This is a genomic window from Geothrix alkalitolerans, from assembly GCF_022808885.1.
Lineage (GTDB): Bacteria > Acidobacteriota > Holophagae > Holophagales > Holophagaceae > Geothrix > Geothrix alkalitolerans.
Map to the genome: position 1 here is coordinate 96579 of NZ_JAKZLE010000003.1, position 25402 is coordinate 121980.

Annotated in this window: 15 protein-coding genes; 5 read left to right on the forward strand and 10 right to left on the reverse strand. The window is 67.5% G+C overall.

Going from position 1 to position 25402, the window contains the following annotated elements; all coding sequences use genetic code 11:
- Positions 1 to 357 precede the first annotated feature (357 nt).
- On the forward strand, positions 358 to 3408 hold the full coding sequence (locus MLJ35_RS08210; RefSeq protein ID WP_243383919.1) for a TonB-dependent receptor: 3051 nt from the start codon (positions 358 to 360) through the stop codon (positions 3406 to 3408).
- A gap of 135 nt (positions 3409 to 3543) precedes the next feature.
- Here MLJ35_RS08210 and MLJ35_RS08215 read toward each other — a convergent pair whose 3' ends face one another.
- From MLJ35_RS08215 to leuS, 4 genes are all read right to left on the reverse strand, one after another.
- Positions 3544 to 4101 carry a cob(I)yrinic acid a,c-diamide adenosyltransferase gene (locus MLJ35_RS08215; RefSeq protein ID WP_243295112.1) on the reverse strand — a complete coding sequence of 186 codons (558 nt, stop codon included), beginning with the start codon at positions 4099 to 4101 and terminating at the stop codon, positions 3544 to 3546.
- Positions 4102 to 4271: 170 nt separating this feature from the next.
- Positions 4272 to 4913: an orotate phosphoribosyltransferase gene (gene pyrE / locus MLJ35_RS08220; protein ID WP_243383920.1), complete on the reverse strand. Its 642-nt coding sequence runs from the start codon at positions 4911 to 4913 to the stop codon at positions 4272 to 4274.
- Positions 4913 to 5851 carry a PLP-dependent cysteine synthase family protein gene (locus MLJ35_RS08225; protein WP_243383921.1) on the reverse strand — a complete coding sequence of 313 codons (939 nt, stop codon included), beginning with the start codon at positions 5849 to 5851 and terminating at the stop codon, positions 4913 to 4915. Before MLJ35_RS08225 ends, pyrE begins: the two co-directional genes overlap by 1 nt.
- A 4-nt stretch (positions 5852 to 5855) precedes the next feature.
- Positions 5856 to 8339 (reverse strand): leucine--tRNA ligase, encoded by a 2484-nt coding sequence (gene leuS, locus MLJ35_RS08230; RefSeq protein WP_243383922.1) that lies wholly within the window; start codon positions 8337 to 8339, stop codon positions 5856 to 5858.
- A 147-nt stretch (positions 8340 to 8486) separates the two neighbouring features.
- Between leuS and MLJ35_RS08235 the strand changes: the two genes are divergently transcribed.
- The gene (locus MLJ35_RS08235; protein WP_243383923.1) at positions 8487 to 9761 is read left to right on the forward strand and encodes an amidohydrolase; all 1275 of its coding nucleotides are present in this window, start codon (positions 8487 to 8489) and stop codon (positions 9759 to 9761) included.
- On the forward strand, positions 9754 to 10377 hold the full coding sequence (locus tag MLJ35_RS08240; RefSeq protein ID WP_243383924.1) for a trimeric intracellular cation channel family protein: 624 nt from the start codon (positions 9754 to 9756) through the stop codon (positions 10375 to 10377). Before MLJ35_RS08235 ends, MLJ35_RS08240 begins: the two co-directional genes overlap by 8 nt.
- Before the next feature lie 6 nt (positions 10378 to 10383).
- Here the strand turns inward: MLJ35_RS08240 and MLJ35_RS08245 are convergent, their stop codons facing one another.
- The 3 genes from MLJ35_RS08245 to MLJ35_RS08255 form a co-directional block, all read right to left on the reverse strand.
- Positions 10384 to 12636, reverse strand: a complete 2253-nt coding sequence (locus MLJ35_RS08245; RefSeq protein ID WP_275976450.1) for an aconitate hydratase — start codon at positions 12634 to 12636, stop codon at positions 10384 to 10386.
- A gap of 46 nt (positions 12637 to 12682) precedes the next feature.
- On the reverse strand, positions 12683 to 14395 hold the full coding sequence (locus MLJ35_RS08250) for a sodium:solute symporter family protein (RefSeq protein ID WP_243383925.1): 1713 nt from the start codon (positions 14393 to 14395) through the stop codon (positions 12683 to 12685).
- Between the two features lie 102 nt (positions 14396 to 14497).
- A complete protein-coding gene (locus MLJ35_RS08255) occupies positions 14498 to 16552 on the reverse strand; it encodes a PIG-L family deacetylase (protein ID WP_243383926.1) in 2055 nt (684 codons plus the stop codon).
- Positions 16553 to 16724: 172 nt separating this feature from the next.
- Here MLJ35_RS08255 and MLJ35_RS08260 point away from each other — a divergent pair, with 172 nt between their 5' ends.
- Positions 16725 to 17108 carry a BlaI/MecI/CopY family transcriptional regulator gene (locus tag MLJ35_RS08260; protein ID WP_243383927.1) on the forward strand — a complete coding sequence of 128 codons (384 nt, stop codon included), beginning with the start codon at positions 16725 to 16727 and terminating at the stop codon, positions 17106 to 17108.
- Positions 17105 to 19084, forward strand: a complete 1980-nt coding sequence (locus MLJ35_RS08265; protein ID WP_243383928.1) for a M56 family metallopeptidase — start codon at positions 17105 to 17107, stop codon at positions 19082 to 19084. The genes MLJ35_RS08260 and MLJ35_RS08265 overlap by 4 nt, the downstream gene beginning before the upstream one ends.
- Positions 19085 to 19141: 57 nt before the next feature.
- On the opposite strand, the gene MLJ35_RS08270 is transcribed toward MLJ35_RS08265, so the two are convergent.
- The 3 genes from MLJ35_RS08270 to MLJ35_RS08280 all read right to left on the reverse strand — a co-directional run bounded on the left by MLJ35_RS08270 (position 19142) and on the right by MLJ35_RS08280 (position 25312).
- On the reverse strand, positions 19142 to 20848 hold the full coding sequence (locus tag MLJ35_RS08270; protein ID WP_243383929.1) for a hypothetical protein: 1707 nt from the start codon (positions 20846 to 20848) through the stop codon (positions 19142 to 19144).
- 269 nt (positions 20849 to 21117) lie between these two features.
- Positions 21118 to 23010, reverse strand: coding sequence for a hypothetical protein (locus MLJ35_RS08275; RefSeq protein ID WP_243383930.1), 1893 nt, complete (start codon positions 23008 to 23010; stop codon positions 21118 to 21120).
- 253 nt (positions 23011 to 23263) lie between these two features.
- Positions 23264 to 25312, reverse strand: a complete 2049-nt coding sequence (locus MLJ35_RS08280) for an ATP-dependent DNA helicase (protein ID WP_243383931.1) — start codon at positions 25310 to 25312, stop codon at positions 23264 to 23266.
- Positions 25313 to 25402: the final 90 nt, after the last annotated feature.

A 25402-nucleotide genomic window follows, 5' to 3' on the forward strand; every position in this document is an offset into this window, starting at 1 on the left:
CGGGGCCCGTTTTCATTGGGCATCACGCCATTATTGATGATGAATCAATCGTCTATTATTTCGACAAGACAGCATCAATCTCCTTCTGTTTCGTGGTCTTCCAGTCGCCTGGTTCATTAATATCGCGTTGCGATGTAACGCATGAAAAGGCCAAGAAAAGCATGAAGAAACTCGAGAACCTGTCCTATCCTTATCGCACTTTCCGCTCTTTCGATCTCGACGTCCTGTTACTCCCGGGGCTTGTCGTCCCGCCTCCATGAATCCTGGATGGAGGTCGGCCGCGGTCTAGGCGAAGGCAGGCTCGAAGTCTCGACAACCTTCACCCGTGCGGCCTACCGCACCCACCAGGAGTTTTGCATGCATCTCTCCCCCTCCCGAATGGCCCGCACCACGGCCCTTCTTGTGGCCATGGGCGCCACAGCCTTCGCTGCCGGCGACGGCAACCTGTACGTCAAGGTGCTGGATTCCCAGGGCAAACCGGTCGCCGGCGCGACGGTCATTGTCACCAGCCCCACCCAGATCGGCGGCGCCCGCACCGTGCCTTCCGACAAGGAGGGCAATGCCCGGTTCATCCGCCTGAGCCCAGGTGACTTCAAGGTCCAGGTGTCCAAGGAGGGATTCCAGACCGCCACCCTCTCCGCCATCGAGGTCAAGGTGGACCAGACCTCCTCGGCCAACCTCAAACTCCAACCCCTGGGGTCGGCGACTGTGGAAGTGGTGTCCAATGTGGCCGCAGTGGATTCCACCACGGTTACCACCGGCACCCAGATCACCTCCACGGAACTTGAAACCCTTCCCGTCGGCCGCACCCAGCTTTCCACGCTGAACCTGGCTCCCGGAGTCATCGCCACCCTCGGCAACACCAACGGGAATCCCACCCTTGCCACGGGCCTCAACCGCGACAACTTCGGATCCGGCGGCGGCCGTAACAACACCTACCTCGTGGACGGCGTGGATGTGACCAGCCCCGAGGCTGGCACCCTGCGCACGACCATCGCCCCTGAGTTGATCCAGGTGCAGGATGTGAAAACCGGCGCCATCACGGCGGAGTACACCGCCCGTGCAGGCCTGTTCTCCAGCGTGACCACCAAGGTGGGGGGCAACGAGTTCTCGGGCGGTGTCACCGTCGACTACCAAAGCCCCTCGCTCCAAAACAAGGTGGGTTACGGGAAGTACGACGTGGGCGAGCGCAGCGTCCGGGACTACAGTGCCTACTTCATGGGCCCCATCATCAAGGACAAGCTCTGGTTCGTCGGCAGCGTCCAGAGCGTGAAGGATGAACTGACCGTCAAGCTGCCCAGTGGCGAATCCCGTACGGGTCTGAACGAGGACAGCAAGCGCTTCTTCGGCAAGTTGACTTGGCAGATCTCCCCTGAAGATCTGCTCAGTTTCACCTACAATACAAACCCTTATGATTTCAACAATCTCTCCAACCCTGGCATCGTCACGCGCCGGGCGGCCAAGACCGAGCAGGGTGGCAACCGCTGGATCGCGGCCTACTCCCACCAATTCACCAACCTCTTCGTGGACGTGCATTACTCCCACCACCAGGAGGACAACAAGGTCACCGGCCTCTACACCGACGCCGGCCCCCAGAACACCATCGTCTCGCTCTCCGCCCTCACGCCCGACCAGGCGCAGCAGGGCAACAGCTCTGCGATGGACCTGCGTGTCTATAAGAAGGACCTGCTTCGCGCAGATCTGACGTGGCTCTTCAGCGCCCTGGGCAACCACACCGTCAAGTTCGGTGGCCAGAGCGGCGAAGATTCCCTCACCCGCACCTCAGGCATCAGTCAGGGTGCAGCTTACGAGAGCTTCGACCTCGGCACCTATACGTGGGGAGCCCTTCCCGGCGGTCAGGTGAGGTCACAGCGTGCCCGTGTCCTGGGCGCCATCAACAACACACCCTCCCTCAAGGCCACAGCCATCGCCGCGGGCTACACGCCGACCGGCACTGGTGGCGTGTTCCAGTCCTCGGACTTCAACAGCTACACGTTCAACGAAGCGAATCCCATCGGCGGCTACTACGGCTACCGGAATAATTTCGTGTCTTCGGCAAGTTCCACGCCGAAGCAACTCACCCAGGGATTCTACCTCCAGGATCAGTGGCAGGTTGGCCGGTTCACGCTGAGCCCCGGCTTCCGATTCGATAAGTACGAGTACAAAGCCGACAACGGCCAGTCCCTCTTCAAAACGGACTACAACTTCGCACCCCGCGTCGGTGCGACCTACGATGTGAAGGGCGATGGCCATTCCAAGATATACGCCTACTGGGGCCGCTACATCGATCCCATCCGCCTGGACATGGTGCGCTTCACCGGTAGCCTCCAGGCCTCGGCCACGACCGAAGACGTGCGGATGTTCAACACCTGGATCACGGCCATCAACCGTGGGACCAAGGGCTCTGTGGACGCGGTCTTCGTGGACAAGTTCAAGCTCCCCAAGACCGATGAGTTCCGCCTCGGCTACGCCACCGATTTCGCCAGGATCTACTCCTTCGAAATCGTCGGAACCCTGCGCCGTGACTTCGATATCGTGGAGGACTGGGATATCGGTCTCTATTCCAGCGCCGACAATCTTGAGGGTGAGGCCAGAGCGTTGTGGGGCATGGGAAGCGCCGCCACGACTCCCTACGCCAACCTCACCACCCAGCAGAAGCGGGTCGTGGACTACTTCCGTGGACTCGCCATGCCGGTTGACTATTTCGCCGGTGGTGGGTTCAGCGGGGCCCAGAACCTGGCTCGAGCCAACGCGGGCCAGCTCAACTTCGCCCTGGCCAACTTGCCGGGCGGCGTCCGCAAATACAAGACTCTGGACTTGACCCTCACCCGCCGGGAATCCAATAACTGGGGCGGCTTCGCTTCGGTCAGCCTGGTGGACGGCCAGGGCAACAGCTTCAGTCTCGGTAATGCGGACTACCAAGGCGATCTGGCGCAGTATGACCCCCGCCTGCCCTACATGAACGGCAAGCTGGATGGCTCCGTGGACTGGATGGCGAAGTTCAATGCCTTCTACCACTGGGACATGGGCCTGCAAGTGGCCATGAACTTCAACGCGAACTCCGGCTACCACTACAGCGCCAGCGACAAAGTCGGCACGCGTGTGCTGAATAGCGCCCCCAAGGACATCAACGATGTGTTCACCGAGCAGGCCGGGAAATACCGGACTCCCAATTTCTGGCAGAGCGACATCCGCGTTCAGTACGCCTGGAAGTGGAACCAGAAACTCCGCTCCGAGGTCTATCTGGACATCATCAACCTGACGAACCGCCAGGAAGTCACCGGGGTTTCCGAAGGCCTGAATGTCCGCTCCGGAACGACAACGATCTACAATGCGGCCGTGGCAGGCCAGCCCTACGCCTTCCAGGCGCCACGTCGCTACCAGATGGGTTTCCGCCTGAAGTTCTAGCAGAACCTTCTGCACCACGGAGAAGGGGGCCATCTGGCCCCCTTCTCCTTTCCCAAGAAGTGATGCTTTGGCACGTCCGGCCCGCGCGCCTCAGGCAGTGTCGCCAGACCTTGTCAGGCGATGGCCATCATCAAATCAGTCCTTCGGCACCCACTGGATGTCGGCCACGCCGGCGGTGGCGTTCTCGGCGCGGGCGAGGGCGAAGAGCCAGTCGCTGAGCCGGTTCAGGTAGGCCAGGACAGCGGGGTTCAGCGGCTCCTCGTGGGTGAGGGCCACCACCTCGCGCTCGGCCCGGCGGCAGACCGTGCGGGCCAGGTGGGCGTGGGCCGAGGCGGACGTGCCCCCAGGCAGCACGAAGGCCGTCATGGGCGGCGCCAGGGCGGTCAGGCGGTCGATGTCCGCCTCCATGTCCGCCAGGGCCCAGGTGGGGGTGCTCATGCGAGCGCCCAGCAGCTCCTGGCGGTTGGCCGGCGTGGCGAGGATGGCCCCCAGCACGAAGAGATCGTGCTGGATGCGCTGCAGGGTCTCCTGCGTGGCGCAGGGAGCCGTGGCGTGGAGCAGCAGCAGGCCCATGACGCTGTTCAGCTCGTCCAGTGTGCCGTAGGCCACCAGCCGCAGGTGGGACTTGCTGACCCGCTCCCCCCCGAAGAGCCCCGAGGAGCCGTCATCGCCGGTGCGTGTGTAGAGCTTCATGACTGGACCCCAAAAAAACAGGACAGGATGAACAGGATTTTGAAGGATGAACAGGATTCAAAATCAAATGACGGAAGCAACATCAGAACTGTTTTTCTTCTTTCATCCTGTTAATCCATCATTCCAGCCTGTTAATCCTGTCCGCGACTTTCGCCGATGCGGGTCGGCGCCTACGCCCCGCCACGGGCGCGGCTCCAGGCCACAGTATCGGTCCGCCAGTCCGCCAGGGCGGCCAGGCCGGCGGCATCCAGGATGCCGCGGTGCTCGGCCTCCTCGGACAGCACCTGGAAGGAGCCGAGCACCTCGAACGGAATGTGAGCCGAGGCGAAGGCCTGTTCCGCCTGGGGCAGGCCGTAGCTGAAGAGGGCCAACACCGCCGGCACCTCCGCGCCCTCGGCCCGAAGCGCGTCCGCGCACTTGAGGCTGGACATGCCCGTGGAGATCAGGTCCTCGATGAGCACCGCGCGGTGTCCCTTGGCCAGGGGGCCCTCCACCTGACGACCCATGCCGTGGTTCTTGGGCGTGGGGCGCACGTAGGCCATGGGCAGGCCCAGGCGGTCCGCCACCATGGCCGCCCAGGGCACGCCTGCGGTGGCGGCGCCGGCCACGAGCGTGGGGGTGAAGCTGGCGGCTCGCTCCGCCAGGGCCGCCACGATCTGGCCGCGGGCCTCGGGAAAGCCCAGGAGCTGGCGGTTGTCGCAGTAGATGGGCGCCTTCAGGCCGCTGGCCCAGGTGAAGGGGTCCAGGGGCTGGAGGCGCACCGCGCCGGCGTCCAGCAGGCAGGCGGCGAGGTCTCGGGGCGAAAGCGACATCAGAGCTCCAGGTCGGCCACGGGCTGCTTGGACATGTAGCGCTCGGCCCCGTCTGGGAAGAGCGTCACCACCCGGGAACCGGCGGGCAGGGTCTTCGCATACTCGCGGGCCGCCCAGGCATTGGCGCCGGCGGAGGCGCCCACCAGGCAGCCCTCGGTGGCGATGAGCTCCCGGGCCGTGGCCAGGCTGTCTGCGTCCGCCACGTCGATGATCCGGTCGGCGATGGAAAGGTCGAGGCTGGCGGGAATGAAGCCGTTGCCCACGCCCTCCACCACCCACTCGCCCACGGGAGCGCCGCAGTAGACCGAGCCCACGGGCTGCACCACCACGGCCTTGAGGGCGGGGTTCTTCTCCTTCAGGTAACGGGCGATGCCCGTGAAGGTGCCGCCGCTGCCGGCGCCCAGCACCACGGCGTCCACGCGGCCCTCCATCTGCTGCCAGATCTCGGGGCCCGTGGTGGCGTAGTGGCTGTCGGGGTTGCTGGGGTTGTCGAACTGCTGGGGCACGAAGGCGTGGGGAATGCTCGCCGCCAGCTCCTGGCACTTGGCGATGGCGCCCTTCATGCCCTGCTCCTTGGGGATGAGCACCAGCTCCGCCCCCAGGGCCTTCATGAGCATCATCTTCTCCCGGCTGTATTTCGTCGGCACGCAGAGGATGCAGCGGTAGCCCAGGGCCTTGGCGGCGATGGCCAGGCCCACGCCGGTGTTCCCGGCGGTGGGCTCGATGATGGTGCTCACGCCGGGCTTGATCTGGCCGAGCGCCTCCGCGGCCTTGATCATCCCCACGCCGATGCGGTCCTTCACGCTGCCGCCGGGGTTCAGGTACTCGAGCTTGGAGAAGAGCTGGAGGCCCGGCGCGAAGCGGGTCAGGCGCAGCAGGGGGGTGTTCCCCACCAGGTCCAGGACGGTATCGACGACGGAAGGGAGGGTCTTGGTCACAGGATCAGCCTTTCACCACGATGCTCACGAGCTTGCCGCCCGGAGGAAGAACCACTTTCACGATCTCCTTGCCCGCCAGGTGGGGCTGGGCTTCGGCGCAGGCCAGGGCGGCCTCGCGGCGCTGCGCCTCGCCGGCGTGGGCCGGCACGGTGATGCGGCCGCGCACTTTGCCGTTCACCTGCACCACCACCAGCACCTCGTCGGCCTCCAGGAAGGCAGGATCCACCTCGGGCCAGGCCGCCTGCATGCAGAGGCCCGCCTTCCCGAGCTGATTCCAGAGCTGCTCGGCCAGGTGGGGCGCCACGGGCGACATCATGCGCACGAAGGCGTCGAGGGCGTGTTGCATGACGGCCCGGCGGTGCGGCGCGTCCGCGGGCAGGTCACCCAGGGCGTTGGACAGCTCCATGAGGCCCGACACCACGGTGTTGAACTGGTAGCGTCGCTCCAGGTCGTCCGTGAGCCGGGCGATGGTCTGGTTGAGCTTGATGAGGAGGGTCTTCTCTTCGGCGCTGAGCTGGTCCTTGGCGGGCAGCGGCTGGGAGGTGACCGGCGCGGTGGGGACTTCGTGAGCGTCAGCGAACAGGCGGTCCCCCCCGCCAGCATTGGCATGATCCTCCACCATGCGCGTGACGCGCTTGAGGAAGCGGCTGGCGCCTTCGATGCCCTCGAAGCCCGTCCAGTCGATCTCCTTCTCGATGGGGGCGGCGAAGATCATGAAGAGGCGCAGGGCGTCCGCACCGTATTTGGAGATCACCTCGTCGGGATCCACGATGTTGCCCTTGGACTTGCTCATCTTCGAGCCGTCCTTCAGCACCATGCCCTGGCAGATGAGCTTCTGGAAGGGCTCAGGGCCGCTGGCCAGGCCCAGGTCGCGCAGCACCTTGTAGAAGAACCGCGCGTAGATGAGGTGCATGGTGGCGTGCTCGATGCCGCCCACGTAGAGATCCACGGGCATCCAGGCGTCGCTCTCGGCCTTGGCGAAGGGCAGCTCCGTGTTCCTGGGATCCAGGTAGCGCAGCCAGTACCAGCTCGAGTCCACGAAGGTGTCCATGGTGTCGGTCTCGCGCTTGGCCGGCTTGCCACAGCTTGGACACGTCGTGTCCAAGAAGGAGGAAGACGTCGTCAGGGGCGAGGGACCAACGCCGGTGAAGGCCACATCCTCAGGCAGACGCACAGGGAGGTTCTCGGGCTTCTCGGGAACGACCCCGCAGGCCTCGCAGTGGACCGTCGGGATGGGCGTGCCCCAGTAGCGCTGGCGACTGAGGCCCCAGTCCTTGAGCTTGTAGGTGGTGGTCTTCTCGGCGCGGGCGCCGAGCTTGGCGATCATGGCCGCGACGGCCTCCTCGCTCTTCATGCCCGTGAACTCGCCGCTGTTCACCAGGGTGCCGAGGTCCCATTCGCTTTCCGATTCGATGACCTGGGGAATGGGCAGGCCGTACTTCTTCGCGAAGTCGTGGTCGCGTTCGTCGTGGGCGGGCACGCCCATGACGGCCCCGGTGCCGTAGTCCATGAGCACGTAGTTGGCAGCGAAGACCGGGACCTTCTCGCCCGTGAACGGGTGGATGGCGGAAAGCGACGTGCGGTGGCCCAGCTTCACATCGCTGGTGAGGCGCTCCTCGCGGCTCACCGAGGCCACCTGATCGCAGAAGGCTCTGAGCGCCGCATCGCTTTCCGCGGCCTTTTCGATGGCGGGATGCTCGGTGCTGAGGGCCATGAAGGTGACACCGAAGAGGGTGTCCAGGCGCGTGGTGAAGACCTCGACCTGGCCGCCGGTCTCCAGGTCGAAGGCCAGGCGGGCGCCCTCGGAGCGGCCGATCCAGTTGCGCTGCATCGTCTTCACGTTCTCGGGCCAATCCAGGCCGTCCAGGCACTCGAGCAGCTCGTCCGCGTACTTCGTGGTCTTGAAGAAATACTGCTCCAGGGGCTTCTGCACGACGGGGAACCCCGTACGTTCGTCCTTGCCGTCCACCACCTGCTCGTTGGCCAGCACGGTGCCCAGCTCCTCGCACCAGTTCACGGTGCGCATGGCGCGGAACACGTCGCCCGCCTCCCACATCTTGAGGAAGAGCCACTGGTTCCAGCGGTAGTAGTCGTCCTGGAAGCTGGCGATCTCGCGGTCCCAGTCGTAGCTGATGCCCATCTTCTGGATCTGGCCCTTCATCTCCTCGATGTTCTTGCGGGTCCAGATGGCGGGGTGGATGCCGTGCTTGATGGCAGCGTTCTCCGCCGGCAGGCCGAAGCTGTCCCAGCCGAGCGGATGCATGACCTCGCAGCCCCGCATGCGGCGGAAGCGGGCCGTGACGTCGCCCAGGGTGTAGTTCCGCACGTGGCCCATGTGGATGCGGCCGCTGGGGTAGGGCAGCATCACCAGCATGTAGAAGGTCTTCGACCCGGGCAGCAGCTCCGAGGCCCGCTTGGCGCGGAAGGCGCCGGACTCGAGCCAGCGGCGCTGGATCTCGGGTTCCTGGGTCAGGGGCTGGAAGGGCATGGCGAAACTCCGCTAGAACCCTTGATTCTACAAGGAAACCCTCCTGCCTCCAGCCACGGCTTGCCGCAGGCAGGACAACCGCTTCATCTCACGGAATTCCCCACCTGGATCTGGAATCAGGGCAGGATACTTGCCCACGGAGGCTCCATGGACCCGCTGGCCAAGGCGCTCGATTCCCATCTGGAGGCGCTCCTGCCGGAGCTGGAGGCCATCTACAAGGACCTGCACAGCCATCCGGAGCTGTCCATGCAGGAGGTGCGCACCGCGAAGCTGGCAGCCGAGCACCTGGCCAAGCACGGCTTCGAGGTAACCACCGGGGTGGGCGGCACGGGCGTGGTGGGCCTCCTGCGCAACGGGCCCGGGCCCACGGTGATGCTGCGGGCGGACATGGACGCCCTGCCCGTCACGGAAGCCACCGGCCTGCCCTACGCGAGCACGGCCCGGGCCACGAACGACGAAGGCGCGGACGTGGGGGTCTCGCACGCCTGCGGCCACGATCTGCACGTGACCTGGCTCATGGGCGCCACCCAAGCGCTCAGCCAGCACCGGGACCTGTGGAGGGGGACCCTCCTGGCCGTGTTCCAGCCTGGCGAGGAGGTCGGCCGCGGCGCCCAGGGCATGGTGGACGACGGCATGACCGCGCGCTTCCCCCGGCCCGACGTCATCCTGGGCCAGCACGTGATGGTGGGAGCGGCCGGCACCGTGGGCACCCGCAGCGGCACCATCCTTTCCGCCGGGGACAGCCTCCAGGTCCGGCTCTTCGGGCGGGGCTCCCACGGCTCCCAGCCCCAGACGTCCATCGACCCGGTGGTCATGGCGGCCTCCACGGTCCTGCGGCTCCAGACCATCGTCTCGCGCGAGGTGGGGCCCCTGGATAGCGCCGTGCTCACCATCGGCGCGCTCCAGGCCGGCACCAAGGAGAACATCATCCCCGAGGACGCCACCCTCAAGCTGAACATTCGCACCTACGATGAGGGCGTCCGCGATCACGTCCTGTCGGCGGTGAAGCGGATCTGCTGCGCGGAGTGTGCGGCCTCGAACGCGCCGCGGGAGCCTGAGTTCACCCCCCTGAACAGCTATCCCATGACCGTGAACGACGACGCCGCCATGGCCCGGGTGGCGAAGGCCTTCCAGGCCCAGTTCGGCGAGCGGGCCTACGAGACGGCGCCTGCCGCCGCCAGCGAAGACTTCAGCGTTTTCGGCCGCACCTGGAAGACACCCTACGTGTTCTGGTTCGTGGGCGGCACCGATCCTGAGGTCTACGCCAGGGCCAAAGCCGAGGGGCAGATCAACCGCATCCCCAGCAACCACTCGTCCCGGTTCGCCCCGATGCTGCACCCCACCCTGAAGACCGGACTCCAGGCCATGCTGGCGGCCGCCGGGGCCTGGCTCTGTGATGGGGAGCCCACCGACCATGCCTGAGCATGCGATCTTCGAGTTCCTCGACCTGGCGGGCATCTTCGTCTTCGCCATCAGCGGCGCGGCCGCGGCTCGGGAACGGGACCTGGATCTGTTCGGCATCGTGGCCCTGGCCTTCGTCACCGCCTGCGGCGGGGGCATCGTGCGCGACCTCTGCCTGGGCGCGCTGCCCCCCGTGGGTCTGGCGGACTGGCGCTACCTGGCCTGCGCCACCCTGGGCGCCCTGGCCACCATCGGCGCCTACAGCTGGGTGCGGCGCCTGCGCTACCCGGTGCTCCTCTTCGATGCGCTGGGCATGGCCATGTTCGCCGTGGCCGGCACCCAGAAGGCGCTGGGAATGGGCCGCAACGCCGAGACCGCCATCCTCCTGGGAATGATGACCGCCGTGGGTGGGGGCATCCTCCGCGACATGCTGCTCAACCGGGTGGCCGTGGTGCTGGAGCGCGAGATCTACGCCTCCGCGGCCCTGCTGGGCGCCCTGCTGGTGGTGCTGGCGCACCACTTCCACGGAGGCCCGGCCTGGACCACCTGGCCCGGCCTCCTGGCCTGCTTCGGGTTGCGCTACCTGTCGCTGCGGTTCGGGTGGAACATGCCCCGCTTCGGCCGGCGGACTGCCTGAGCGGGCCTACGTCCGGGCCTTGCCCATGAGGTTCAGGGCCGAGCCCGCCTTGAACCAGGCGATCTGGCCCTCGTTGAAGGTGTGGTTCAGGGTGATCCGGTCTTCGGTTCCGTCCGCGTGCGACGCCACCAGGGTGAGGGGCTGGCCGGGCGCGAAGGCGGTGAGGCCCTGGAGGGCGAGGCGGTCGTCCTCCTGGAGTTTGTCGTAGTCGGCGGGGTTCGCGAAGGTGAGGGGCAGCATGCCCTGCTTCTTGAGGTTCGTCTCGTGGATGCGGGCGAAGCTCTTCACGATGATGGCGCGGCCCCCCAGGTGGCGGGGCTCCATGGCTGCGTGCTCGCGGCTGGAGCCTTCGCCGTAGTTCTCGTCGCCGACCACCACCCAGTCGATGCCCGCGGCCTTGTACGCCCGGGCCACCTTGGGTACCTCCTCGTAGTCGCCCGTGAGAAGGTTCTTCACGCGATTCACGGCACCGTTGAAGGCGTTGGTGGCGCCGATGAGGAGGTTGTTGCTGATGTTGTCCAGGTGCCCCCGGAAGCGCAGCCAGGGTCCGGCGGCGGAGATGTGGTCGGTGGTGCACTTGCCCTGGGCCTTGATGAGGATGCGCAGGTCCGCCAGATCCTTCCCTTCCCAGGCCTTGAAGGGCTCCAGCTTCTGGAGGCGCTGGCTGGCGGGATCAATCTTCACCTCGATGCGGTGCCGGTCCGCGGGGGGCGCCTGGTAGGTGGCCTGGCCGGGGTCGTAGCCCTTCTTCGGGAGGCTGTCACCGCTGGGCGGCATCAGCTTGAACGCCTTGCCGTCGGCCCCGGTGAGGGTGTCCGTCTCGGGGTTGAAGGTGAGGCGGCCCGCCAGGGCGAAGGCCGTGACGATCTCCGGCGAGGCCACGAAGGCGCAGGTCTCGGGATTGGCGTCGTTCCGCGCGGCGAAGTTGCGGTTGAAGCTCGTGATGATGGAGTTCCGCTCGCCCTTCTGGATGTCGTGGCGCTTCCACTGGCCGATGCAGGGCCCGCAGGCGTTGGCCAGGACGGTCCCGCCCACCTGGGTGAAGACGGCCATCTGCCCGTCGCGCTCGATGGTGGCGCGGATCTGCTCGCTGCCCGGCGTGATGGTGAAGGTGGATCTGGCCTTCACGCCGTGGTCCAGGGCCTGCCGCGCCACACTGGCGGCCCGCTCCATGTCCTCGTAGCTGGAGTTGGTGCAGCTGCCGATGAGGCCCACCTTCAGCTCCTCCGGGTAGCCCTTCTCCTTCACGGCGGCGGCGAATTTCGACAGCGGCCAGGCCAGGTCCGGCGTGAAGGGGCCGTTGATGTGGGGTTCCAAGGTGCTGAGGTCGATCTCAACCACCTGGTCGTACGCGCAGCCCTCGTCGGCGCGCAGGTGCTCGGCGAAGCCCTCGGCCAGCGCCGCAAGCTCGCCTCGGCCCGTGGCCCGCAGGTAGTCGGCCATGCGGTGATTGAAGGGGAAGAGGCTGGTGGTGGCGCCGATCTCGGCGCCCATGTTGCAGATGGTGCCCATGCCCGTGCAGGAGATGGCGTCCACGCCGGGGCCGAAGTACTCCACGATGGCGCCGGTGCCGCCTTTCACCGTGAGGATGCCCGCCAGCCTGAGGATGACATCCTTGGGGGAGGTCCATCCGCGGAAAGCGCCGGTCAGCTTCACGCCGATGAGCTTGGGCGCCTTCAGCTCCCAGGGCAGGCCGGCCATGACGTCCACGGCGTCCGCCCCGCCCACGCCGATGGCCACCATGCCCAGGCCGCCCGCATTGGGCGTGTGCGAGTCCGTGCCGATCATGAGGCCGCCGGGGAAGGCGTAATTCTCCAGCACCACCTGGTGGATGATGCCGCTGCCGGGGCGCCAGAAGCCCAGGCCGTACTTGTCGCACACGGACGACAGGAAGTCGTAGACCTCCTGGTTCTCGGTGTTGGCCCGCACCAGGTCCGGCCCGGAGCCCACCTCGGCCTGGATCAGGTGGTCGCAGTGGACCGTGGAAGGCACCGCCACCTCGGGCAGGCCCGAGGTCATGAACTGGAGGAGGGCCATTTGGGCCGTGGCGTCCTGCATGGCCACGCGGTCCGGGCGCAGCTCCAGGTAGCTCTTCCCCCGGACGATCTCGGCCGCCTCTGGATCCTCGAGGTGGCCGTAGACGATCTTCTCGGCCAGGGAGAGGGGCCGGTTCAGCCGCCGGCGCACCACCGCCAGGCGGGCGGCCATGCGGTCGTAGACAGCCTTCACGAACATGGGGGTGGATTCGATCTGCGCCATGGCGGAATCCTCCGGGGCCAGTAGTGTAGTCCTTCCACCTGGGAGGTCACGCGGTTTCGAGCGGATCTCCCGGTGCCTCGGCCGACGGCTGAAGGAAGCTGAACGCATATGCGAGTCCCACCACCGCCACACAGCCGACCACGTTGTACCAGAGGAAGGAGATGGAGGTGAACGCGAAGCAGAGCAGGACGGCGGCCTCGGCCGCCAGGGCCGCGTAGAACGCCATGCCGCCGCGGGCGCGCTTGACGTAGAAGGCCGTGATGAAGATGCCAAGGATGGTGCCGTAGAACAGCGACCCGAGGATGTTCACCGCCTCAATGAGGGAGCCGAGGCGGGCCGCGTATTCGGCGAAGGCCATGCCGAAGCAGCCCCAGGCGAACGTGGCGGCGCGGCCCACCCACACCTCGCGCACGCCACGGCTGCCGCCGATGAGGCGGCGCCAGAAGTCCACCACCGTGGTCGCGCCCAGGGCACTGATCTCCCCGGACATGGAGGACATGGAGCCCGAGAACACGGCGGCGAGCACCAGGCCCACCAGGCCGGCGGGCAGGCTGCTCAGCACGTAGGCGAGGAAGATGTAGTTGACGTCGCTGGGACGGGTGCCTGGATTGGCCTTCTCGATGAGGGCCAGCCCCTTCTGCCGGACCGCCTCGCTGTCCGCCTGCGCCTGCTGGAGCTGCCGCTTGGCGGCAGCGATCGGCCCTGCCTCCCCGGCGTGCCGGGCGGCCACGAAGGCCTCGGCCCGCTGGCGCTGCAGGTCCCTGGCCTTCGCGTAGTCGGCCTCGAGGGCCCGGTAGGCCGGGGCCTCCGGGCCCGCCAGGACCTGCTTCACGGGCCCCGGGTTGAAGAAGAGCGGCGGCGCGTGGAACTGGTAGAAGGCGAAGACCATCACACCCAACAACAGAATGAGGAACTGCAGCGGCACCTTCACCATGCCGTTCAGCAGGAGCCCGAGGCGCCCCTGGGTGAGCGAGCTGCCCGCGAGGTAGCGCTGCACCTGGGACTGGTCCGTGCCGAAATAGGAGAGCATGAGGAAGAAGCCACCGATGAGTCCCGACCACAGGTTGTAGCGATTGTTCAGGTCGAAGCGCAGGTCGACGGCGTTCAGCCGCCCCAGCCCTCCCGCCACATGCAGGGCGTCGCCGAGGCTCACATGGGCGGGCAGGCGGTGGACGGTCATCACGCCCGCCAGGATCATCCCGAAGGCGATGATCACCATCTGCGAGCTGTGGGCCCAGGCCACGGCCCGGGTGCCACCCACCACCGTGTAGGTCATGACCAGCACGCCCACCAGCAGGATGTTGGCGTGGATGCTCCAGCCCAGAAGCACGGAGAGGACGAGGGCCGGGGCGAAGATCGTGATGCCGACCGAAAGGCTGCGCTGGATCAGGAAGAGGCCGGCGGCGAGGAGCCGGGTCTTCAGGTCGAAGCGGGCCTCGAGGATCTCGTAGGCGGTGGAGACCTTCAGCCGGTGGTAGAGCGGAAGGGCCGTCATCGACAGCACGATGGCGGCCAGCGGCAGGCCGAAGTAGAACTGCACGAACCGCATGCCATCCACGTACGCCAGGCCCGGCGTGGACAGGAAGGTGATGGCGCTCATCTGCGTCGCGATGATCGAGAGGCCGATGAGCCACCACCGATGGTCGCGCCCGCCGCCGATGTAGGCCTCGCCCGAGGTGGCGCCGCGGCCCTTGTAGAGGCCCCAGCACACGACGACCAGCAGGGCGCCGCCGAGAACGAGCCAGTCGAGCCGGCTCACGAGAAGGCCCAGGCGAGGAGGCGGAGGCCCAGGATGCAGAGCAGCAGCTCGCCGAGAACCATCAGGTAGAGGCGCTTCCAGGTTCTAAGGAGGGGCGGGGCGTCAGTCATGGGCATGCCCCAGGGCCAGCAGGTTGGCGAAGAGCCGGGTGGCGCCGGGCACGCCATCCGGCAGCTGGCGGAAGAAGGAGAGCCCCGTGTAGACGTAGTGCCCCTTCCCGTGCCGCGCCACGATCAGAGCCCCGGCGTCCTCGGCCTCGCCGGGATCCGCCATGCCCAGCAGGGGCGTGTAGCGGGCATCCCAGCCCTCGGCGTGGTAGAGGCTGCGTTCCTGCACCCAGCCATCGAAGTCCGCCGCCCTGAGCTCGTTGGGCCAGTGGAACACGGGATGGTCGGGCTTCAGGAGGCGCACGGGCACTGTCTCCACGGTGACGCGCTTCCGGCCCACCTTGAAGGGGTAGGGGCCGATGGCCTCCGTGACCATGGCGGCGTTGATCCCCGGGAAGCCGGTGTTCACCGTGTAGAGCACCAGCTCGGTCCCGCCCGCGGCGACGTAGGCGTGGAGCCGCTCCTTGAGGGTCTGGAGGGCCGGACGGGTGTTGAAGGCGCGGATGCCCAGCACGATGGCGTCGAAGCGAGCCAGGTCCTCGCGCGCCAGCGCCTCGTCCGTGAGGAGCTCCACCTCGTAGCCGATGCGGCGCAGCGCCTGGGGGATGTCGTCGCCTGCCCCCATGACATAGCCGATGCGGCGGCCGTCGTGCTTCAGGTCGAAGCGCTCCAGGCGCACCTTCGCCTCGGGGAGCAGCGTCTGCAGGGGAATGTGCGGGTGGTCCACCACCACGAGGCTGCGGGCGCCCGAGAAGCCTGCGCCCAGGTCCACCTCGGCGTGGAGCGCGCCGGACGCGGCCGCGACCGGCGGCGTGACGTGGAAGGTCAGTTCCTTCTTCTCGCCGGCATGGGCCAGGGCGAAGGTCTGCTCGGACGGGTCCACCGCCCAGCCCTCGGGCACCCGGAGGCGCACGCGCCCGGTGGCGGCCGCGCCGCCAGCCAGCACCTGCAGGCGAAGCTCCTTTGCGGCCTGCGTCTCGAAGGCCAGGACCGGGTCTGCGAAGGTCACGAGCGCGGCCGGCACCACCGCCAGCGGCTGGTACCGCTCGCCCAGGACCGGATCCCGGAACCGGTACTGCACAGGCACCGTGACCTCGAAGGAGCCGTCAGAGGTCTTCAGGCGGGCCCGGAGGCGGAAGGGCGCCGGGGATTCGGGCAGACCCGCCCAGGCCTCCGCGCCCGGCCCTCCCAGCCAGTGCGGCTGGCTCAGGGGCGTGTCCGCCGGCACGGCGAAGGAGAAGGCCACCTTCCGGGGTTCATTGTCGGGCAGGACTGCTCCCTCCCTCCGGGACTCCAGGGCCAGGCTTCCCGTCGGCGGCGCGGGGGCCTCGTCGGTGAAGAGGTAGTGGTTCCACAGCAGCCGCGTGGCCTGCCAGGGACGGAGGCCGGCCGCGATCTGTTCCGGGAAGCGGTGCGGATCGGCGGCGGCCTTGAAGGCCTCGATGGCCAGCAGGGCCGAGGCGGCGTGGTGGCCATGCCCTGCCCGCGCATCCGGCGGGAACCGCGTGAGGATGACATCCGGTCGGAAGGTGCGGATGGTCCGCACCACCTCGGCGAGGATCCGGTCGTGGCCCCACATCCGCAGGCTCTCCTCCGCCGTCTTGGAGAACCCGAAGTCCACGGACGAGGTGAAGTACTGCTCGGCGCCATCGACGCGGCGCGCAGCCAGCAGTTCCTGGGTGCGGATGGCCGCGAGGCCGTCGCCCAGCTCGGGGCCGATGAGGTTCTGCCCGCCCCCGCCCCGGGTGATGGCCAGGTAGGCCGTGCGGAGGTTGCGCCCCTTGGAGAGGGTGGCCAGCACGGCGGTGTTCTCGTCATCCGGGTGAGCCGCGAGGTAGAGGACGCTGCCCATGGTCTGGAGACGATCCAGCTGCTTCTCCAGCTCCGCCGCGTCCCGCACCGGCACCTGGGCCGAAAGTCCGGGCCCCAGTCCCACGCCCAGCGCCAGGAGGGGCGCCAGGAGGAGCGCCCGGCCCAGCGCTGAGGACGCGTTCCGCCATGCGGCGCAGTGGACAGGAAGGGTCGGGCGCAGGGCGGCAGGACGCGGCATGGGGCTCCTCGATCAGGACGGCCAGCATACCGCCGGGCCACAGAAGGGCGAGGACCCGGGGAATGGGGAGGGTGTTTTTCAGCCGAGCGACTAAACCAAGTACGACAATCTTCGTTGACAGCTACGAAACTTGTCGTATCTTTTCCGCATCCCCCTTCCGGAGCCCCTTCCCATGACCTCTGCCCCCAGGCCCACCGACGCTGAGCTCGCCATCCTCCGGGTGCTCTGGGAGCGGGGGCCCAGCACGGTGCGGCAGGTCTTCGAGGTGTTGGCGGCGGAGCGGGAGCTGGGCTATACCACCGTGCTGAAGATGCTCCAGATCATGCATGACAAGGGCCTGGTGGCGCGGGACGTCACGGACCGGACCCATGTGTTCACCGCCCGCGAGACCCAGGTCCAGACCCAGCGGCACCTGCTGGACGATCTGCTGGACAAGGCCTTCGGGGGCTCCTCCCTGAGCCTCGTCATGCAGGCCCTGGCCACCCGCCGGGCCAGCCGCGAGGAGCTGGCGGAGATGCGGAAACTGCTCGACCAGGCCGAAGGAGGGAAGCGATGAACCCCCTGCTCTCTGTCGTCCACGAGCCCTGGGCCCAGGCCCTGGGCTGGAGCCTGATCCACTTCCTGTGGCAGGGCGCCGCCCTGGGCCTGCTGGCCTGGCTGGCGCTGGCCCTGCTGCGGGGCGCCAGCGCCCGGGCCCGCTACGGCGTGGCCTGCGCCGCCCTCCTCCTGATGGCGGCCGCACCCGTGGCCACCTTCCTGGTCCTTCAGCGTCAGATCGTCCCGGCGGAGCCCCTCCGCCTGGGCGCGGAGGCCTCCGCGGTCCTGGTTTCCGAGGCGCCGCTGCCCCTGCGGCTGAAGATGGCCCTGGATCCCGCCCTGCCCTGGCTGCTGGGCGTTTGGGCCCTGGGCGTGGTCCTGCTCTCCGCCCGGTTCCTCGGCGGCTGGGCCCGCGTGCAGCGCCTGCGCCGCGAAGGGATCACACCGGCCCCTGCGGAGTGGCACCTGGTGCTGTCGCGGCTCTGCCGGGAGCTGAAGCTCTCCCGCACCGTGCGCCTGCTCCGGTCCGCGGCGGTGGAGGTGCCCACGGCCCTGGGCTGGCTGCGCCCCGTCATCCTGCTGCCCGCCTGCGCCCTGGCGGGCCTCGCGCCTCAGCAGCTGGAGGCCATCCTGACCCACGAGCTGGCCCACATCCGCCGGGGCGACTTCCTGGTGAACCTGCTCCAGTCCCTGGTGGAGGTCGCCCTCTTCTACCACCCCGCCGTGTGGTGGCTGTCGGCCCGCATCCGGCACGAGCGCGAGCTCTGCTGCGACGACGTGGCCGCCGCCCTCTGCGGCGATCCCCTGCTCCTGGCCCGCGCCCTCACCGATCTGGAGGCCTTGCGCGAGGCCGCGTCCCCCGCCCCCCACCTCGCCCTGGCCGCCAATGGAGGTTCCCTCATGCACCGCGTCCGCCACCTGCTCCAGCCCGCCCTTCCCGCCTCCAACGCCGCCCGGGCCGCGGCCCTGGCCCTGCTGGCCGCCTCGCTCCTGGGCGCCGGCGTGGTCCTCCAGGACAAGGGCAAGGAATCCAACCCCAAGGCCGAGCCGACCACCCGCATGAAGGTCATCGACGGGGACCGGAAGCTCGATCTCCAGATGAAGGGCGACGTGAAGCTCGATGCGACCGCCAAGGACCCCGTGGCCGTGCCCGGCGACGGCAGCTTCCGCGTGGAGGAGAAGAAGGCCGGAAAGACCCGTGCCTACAGCGCCTCCAAGGGCCAGCGCACCTACACCGTGGACGGCAAGGCGCAGCCCCTCGACGCCGAAGGCGAGGCCTGGCTGCGCGAGGCCGTGAAGGATGCCGCCAAGGCCCAGAAGGCCCGCGACAAGACCCACCGCATCGAGATCCAGACCCGTCGCCTGGAGGACCAGACCCGCGAGCTGGATATCCACCTGAAGGACCTGGACGCGCACCTGAAGGACCTGGACCGTCTTCCGGAGTTGAGCCCCGAGGAGCGCGCCAAGGTCCACGCCGACATCGACAAGGCGCGGGCCGAGATCGAGAAGGCCCGGGCGGAGCGCCGAAAGGTGCGGATGGAGGTGATCCGGAGGAAGTCCGAGGGGGGAAAGAACGTGGAGATCCTCACCGAGGACGTGGGCCCCGGCACCGTCGTGATCCGCAAGCGGGTGGACGGCAAGGACGTCATCGAGAAGCGCGGGAAGGTTCGAGGGGAGAAGAAGGGCGAGGGCGGCACCTGGACCTTCGTGGGCCCCGATGAGGAAGACATGGTCGTGGGAGTCCCCGGGGACATCGACATCCCCCCCATCCACATCCCCGAGATCCACATCAACCACCCGGGGGTCGAAGCTGATCCCCAGGCGGAGATCCGCGCCCTGCAGGCGGCCATGACGTCCATGCAGAAGCGCCTGGATCAGCTCCAGAAGCAGATGGCTGACGCGCCGAAGGGTGCCGCTCCCATCCCACCGCCGCCCCCTGTTGCACCGCCCGCGCCCCCGGCCCCGCCAGTACCTCCTGGGTCCTCAGCGAATTGACGCCTGAGCCCTCAGGGTGCCTCCAGCCATGCCCATGGCCGGGCAGGCCCCTCACCGTCATTTGGTGTGCAGCAAAGTCACCCCATCCCGATGGAGCCGGAGAACCTGCGCGCGATCCTGCTTCCACTCCGCCAGACCCTTTTCCCGGGCCTTGTCATCGAACAAGGCGGGCCGGAGTTCATGCGTGCACCTCAACGTCAGCTTCGAGGAGGACCCTTCTCTCTGGGCCTTCGCCGTCCAGTTGAGGGTCCGGAACGGGGAATCGAGGGTCAGCTCTGGAAGCAGCGGTTCGACCACCCATGGAAGCAGGTACGTGGCCTGGAACTCTAGCCTTCCTTGAAGGCGGGTCTGCACGGGGAGCATACGGGCCACGCCCACCTTTTGAATGATCTGGGGCACGGCGGGCAGTCCCCAGGTGACGAGGGTTTCGCCATTGGGCAGGGATCGGAGCGCCCCTGGCTGGGTGACTTTCGCAGTCACGACGAAGGGCTGGGAAAGATCGAGAGGATCCCCAGTTCGCTCGATCTCGAGGATCGCGGCCGGGACAAGCTCGAGGACGGTCGTCAGACGCTGCAGGATTCCCCTGGCTCCCTCCTTGAGCATGGCGCTCCTCAATCCGAACCGATCGCCAGTCTCCAGGAACCTCAGCTTGGCCCGGCACGTTCGTGAGGCGTCGACCTCCCCCTCCAGGAGGACCCGGGCGGAAGGAACCTCGACAGCGGATGCCGGGATGCGCACCCAGGCGGCCCCTCTCGAGGTGCAGATCATCACCCGCTGGTCCTGGAGGTAGGCCGGCAATCGGCCGAGTGGCGTGAGGCGGCTTGTCGGATCCACCAGGAGGAACCGCCCCTGGGGAGTATCCATCTCTGCCGGGAACCCGAGACTCTTCTCCAGCTTGATGGCACTGATGACATGGTCGAAGAGGTTGGGGTTCGGAACCTCACTGTCTTCGATGAACCCATGGCCGATGAGGGCCAATACCGGATGGACCTCGAGGTCCAGACCCTTGGCCTCGCTCAGCAGGCAGCAGGTGAGATCCTTGCAGTCGCCATAGCGATGACGCACGACCTCGGGCCCAGGATCGGGAAACCAGCCACGATCTGGGCTGAGGTAGACCTGCTTGTAGGTGAGCTCCTTCGCCATCCACCGGGAAATGGCCTTGAGCGCCTCCCCCGTCTCCATGCCACGGGTGTCCAGTGGCCTCGATGGTCGGAAGCGCGGCTGGTATTGCTGATCCACCCACTCGGCCAGCTTGTCCCAGTTCTCAGTGGACGGACCCTCGCGAAAATCGGGATCCTGGAAGCGGATCGTCACGGATGGAAAGGCATTCCTGGAATGGGGTGAGGCACCCTCATCCTTCGGGATGGCGGGGATGGACTCTGCCTTCACGAACCGACCCGGCATCACCTCCGGGTTCTTGAGCCAGGGATCCATATGCCGGACATCCAGCTGGACCGACACGTTCTGGGGGCTGCTGAACCACCCCCCCGGAGCAGCAGCCTCGAGTTCCCACCGACGGACCGGGTGCCTCTGCATGATCCCGGCCGTGGCCGTGGGACCCATCGGGTGCCGGAGCGATTCCTGGGATTCGAATGCCAGGACGCTACCCTTCATGACCCGGGGCAACCGGGCTCCCGTGGCGACAGCCGTGGTGATCTCTCCACCAAGGTCGGCGTCCAAGGTGACCACGGCCTCGGTGTCCAGTTGGGTGAGATCCCCGTCCGGGCGAAGGTTCCACCCCCTCAGCCGCCGAACCTTGCTCATGCCGCCTCCCAGGCCGAATAGGAAGTACGAGGCTTCTCCCAGGCCGCGATCATCCAGCACTTTGACGACCCGGAAGCGGTGGGTCCGGATCTCACCACGGCCGACATAAGAGAATTCGGTGCGATCGAGGAGTACCCACGCATCGGCCCCGGGGGGTTCAGGATCCCCCGAGACGGCCATGGCGGCGCGGGCAGCCCAGGAAGGCAGGTCCCGAAGGTCCTTCGTCAGCACACTGATCGGGAGGAGGAGGAGGAGAAGGCCAAGCCGACTCATCGAGCCTGCTCCAGACGGATGGTCTTGCCGAGCGATTCCCTGATCCAACCGCAAAAGGCCCGCAGCTCATCGTACGCATCTGCCTTCTCGAAGAACCCGGTCACATCCACCCGCAACACCACCCGCACCGAGCTAACACCATCCTGGGTCTCCAGTGCGGCGAGCCAGTTCACAGAACCAAACCGGTTCTGGCGCGTCAGGGGCGAAAGGGGCGCACATCGGTAGCCGGGGGGCATCCTGAAGCGTGAGACCGCGAGCAGGGTGCTCCGGTAAGGAAGGAGGATCGGCTCGGAACGAGACCCCGGAAACGCGTCGGGGATCTCCAATGGCTCGGGCAAGACCGGGAATGGATGGACTTCCCGCTCCCCTGTTGAATCGGATTCGCAGCGGCCTTCCACCCTCCAGGACAGGTTGTGGTAGGGATCCTGGGCATGCAGCACCTCGGTCTTCGTGAGCGCCAGATACTTGGTGGCATGCTCGAGGTCCTCCTTCAGCAGACGGTTCTGGCCCGGGCCATCGAGAGCGCGGAGCCGATTCCTGGCGAGGTAGTCTGGAAGCCCGGAGAATTCCGCCGTGGCCGAGAAGGACTCCCCCTCCTCGTCCAGGGACACCTGGTACTGGAACAGGCGCTGATTGGCCAATGCAGACTGGACTGGCAGGGTGTACGGCGAGGCCTTCCAGGTCCCAGTATCGATCAGTACGGCGCTCGTCCCCTGGTATTCGGGGGGAATGAGGCCCGGCGAGGCGAAGCGCAAGGTCGGATCCAGCCAGAGGATGCCCTTGCCGGGCTCCTCGACGCCGATCAGGTAGTGGGAATACTGATTCGTGTCCAAGATGTTGTAGTCGAACAGCAGGAGGTTCCGATCGGCCACGAGGCAGAGGAATGGTCTGATCCCCGCTTCCCTGAGCAGGTAGTAATACATGGACCGCATGCCGAACCGGGTGGTCACACCCAGCTCAGCGATCACATTCAGGTTCCAGGGTTTCCGGATGTTCCAGTAATCCAGCCAATCGCTGTAGTTATGAATCCCCTTATCTGCCGCCACTTCAGCGAATGTGCTCTGATCGAGGTTCCTGATGCGACCGTTCAGGCGCATGAGGAGGGCGCTCGCGCGGGCATGCGGCGTCGCGGGAAGATCCTTGAAGAGGGCCTCCCGGAGCGTATTGTAGACATCCCCCGTGTGCCATCGACGCTCAAAGACCGGTCGCAGGTCCTCCGTGGCGTGCTCGCTCCAGAATAGGTTCGCGCGGACACGCGGATCCTGCTCCTGCGCGGCTCCCTTCATGAGACTGCGCGCGACTTGCCGATCGAACACCACGATTCTCGGCAGGTCCAGGGCCGTTTTCAGTCCAAAGGGATCGTTCTGTTCGGGCGGAAGATCCAGGAGGACGAACTGTCTGAGCTTCGGCGCATCGATCACATTGGACCGGACTCCCTTGCCGGGCATCACCAGGTAGGAGCGGCGGACATCCTTTGCGATCTCGATCACCGCCCGTCGGACGGGAAACTTGCCTCCGAGATACTGGATGAAGCGGGAGGTGAGGAAGCCCAGCTCGGGCTCCTCCCAACGCGCCTCGAACACGCAATCGCCATTGATGCCTGGCGGGATGACCACGGTCCGTTTCGCTTCCCACCTGGTGGTCTCGATCTTCGACTTCACTTGGAAGTCCTTCAGGCTATCGAACCCGATGGACTTGCCATCCGGGTAACAGGTCCGACCTTTAATCTTCGGAGCGTCGCCCATGAACAGGGGCAGGCTGGCCGCCTCCCGGCCCCGATCGGCAAGGATCCTCACCCTATAGGTCCTGATCAGTTTCGACCTCTCGATGCCGTACTTGTCTTCGAGCACGATCGCGCCGGGTGCGCCAGCAACCGCGCCCTCCTTCATGGCCCAGACCTCGGCTGGAATGGGTTCCCAAGGTGCGGCCATGGCCCCTAGGGCAGTCAACACGGCGGCAAGCAGCAACAGAAGGTGTCGGATCAAGGAAGCCTCCTGCCAGGGCCTCCCGGGGCTTGAACCCCTTCGGCGAGGTCGCCGAAAGGGCACTTGGGATGGCCTGGTTTCATGGGATCTCGCGGGTTCGTCCCCCATGATCACCCAGGGGGCACCAGTGGGAAAGGCCTGCTGATTGGCGTTGGGCTCACACCCCCCGCAGGAACGCTTCCACCCGCTCCCAGTCCCGGGTCACCGGGAAGGGCGGGAGCGCGGCGCGGACCTGGGCGGCGTAGCGCTTCCCCAGGCGGTCCTCGCTGGGCAGCATGAGGCGCGGATCCAACACGGCCACCACGCCGCGGTCGCCTCGGGTGCGGATGAGGCGGCCGATGCCCTGCTTGAGCTTCAGCGTCATCTGGGGGACCTGGATGCCGATGAAGCCCAGGCCGTCGCGCTGGGCGTCCGCCTCGCGGATGCGCGCCTGGAGCACCGGATCGTCCGGGGGCGCGAAGGGCAGGGCCGAGACCACCACCAGGCTGAGCGCGTCGCCCGGCAGGTCCACGCCCTGCCAGAAGCTGGCCAGGCCCAGCAGCACGGCCGAGGGCGTGGCCCGGAAGCGGTCCAGCAGCTGGGTGCGGGAGAGGCCGTCGCCCTGCACGAAGAACGTGAGCTCCGGCAGTGCGTCCTCCAGCCGGGGGCGGAAGGCCGCCAGCATCTTGCGGCTGGTGAAGAGGAGGAGCGCCCGGCCCCGGCTGGCCCGCAGCATGCGCTCCATGGCGGCGAGCGAGGCCTCGATCCAGGCGGGATCGCCCACGCCGCCCCCGGAGGCCCGGCGCTCCGGCAAGTCCGGCGGGACGAAGAGCAGGCCCTGCGCCTCGAAGTCGAAGGGGCTTTCCACGTGCTCGGCCTGCTCCACCTCGGGCCGCGTGAGGCCCAGGCGCAGGCCCAGGCCGTTGAAGCCCCGGCCGTCCCGCAGGGTGGCACTGGTCAGCACCACGCTCTCGAAGCCGCGGCGCACATGCTGGTGGAAGAAGGGCCGCACGTCCACCGGGTTGGACTTGAAGTGGACGAGGTGCGAGCCCTCCCGGTTCACCGTGGACACCCAGCCCTCGGGCTGGGCGAAGATCTGCTCCATGCGCGAGAACGCCGTGCCCACGCGCTCCGCCAGGCGCATCCACAGCGGGTTCTCGGGATCGGCCCCCGCCAGGCGCCGCGCCTCCATCCAGAGGGGATGCCCCGCCTCCACCCAGGCCCCCACGGCGTCCGCCAGGGCCTTCATCTCCGGGCCCGGCGAGAGCAGGGGCAGCACGCCGCTTTCGAGGGGCACCCAGGTGAGGAGGTCCCCCCAGGCGCGTTCCCAGGGCTCCAGGAGCGCCATCAGGCCCGCACCCGATCCCTTGGCCGCGTCGCGCAGGTCCGTGAAGAGCAGCTGCATGGCGCGGCTGGACCAGGCCTCGGCGCAGCTCTCCGTGAGCTGCTCCTCCAGGTCGTGGGCCTCGTCGAGGATGAGCACCGGCGCGTCCGGCAGCACCTGGCCGAAGGCGGATTCGCGGAGCACGCGGTCCGCCAGCAGCAGCGCATGGTTGACGATGATGAGGTCGGCCTCGGCCACCTCCGCCCGCAGTTTCGTGAGGTAGCAGTCCTCGAAGCGGGGGCACTGGCGGCCCGTGCAGCGCTCGGCCCGGGCGTTGATCTTGTCCCACAGGGGCGACTCGCCCTCGCCGAAGCGGCCCAGGCCCTCCCGGTCGCCGTCCTGGGTCTCGCGGGTCCAGCGCTGGAGCGCCAGCCAGAGCTGCTGGTCGGCGCGGGTGAACTCCAGGTGTGCATCCGTGGAGACCGCCTCCCAGGCCGTGCGGCAGAGGTAGTTGGCCCGGCCCTTGGCGAGCACGGCCTTCACAGGCCGGCCCAGGATGCCCGAGGCCCGGGGCACATCCTCCTCCAGCAGCTGGCGCTGGAGCTGCTTGGTGCGGGTGGCCACCAGGATGGGGTGGCGGCCAGCGGCCAGGGCCGGCACCAGGTAGCCCAGGCTTTTGCCCGTGCCCGTGCCCGCCTCCACCGCCTGGATGACGGCCTCAGGCCGGTCCTCAGGCTCGCCGCCCTGGTTGCGCCAGGCCTGGAATCGGGCGCTGCCCTCCACCACCGCGTTGTGGACCAGCTCCGCCATGCGCCGCTGTCCGGGCCGGTCCTCGGCCCCGGGAAAGCAGGCGAAGATCCGTCCCTCCGGCGGGGCGAAGTAGCGGTCCATGGGATGCGCCATCTTCCCAGTGTCCCTCAAAGGCGGAAAAAGGGCGAATGGCCTTGCTCGTGTGGGTCGCAGGGATCGGCAATGCCTCGGCGCCCGGGACAG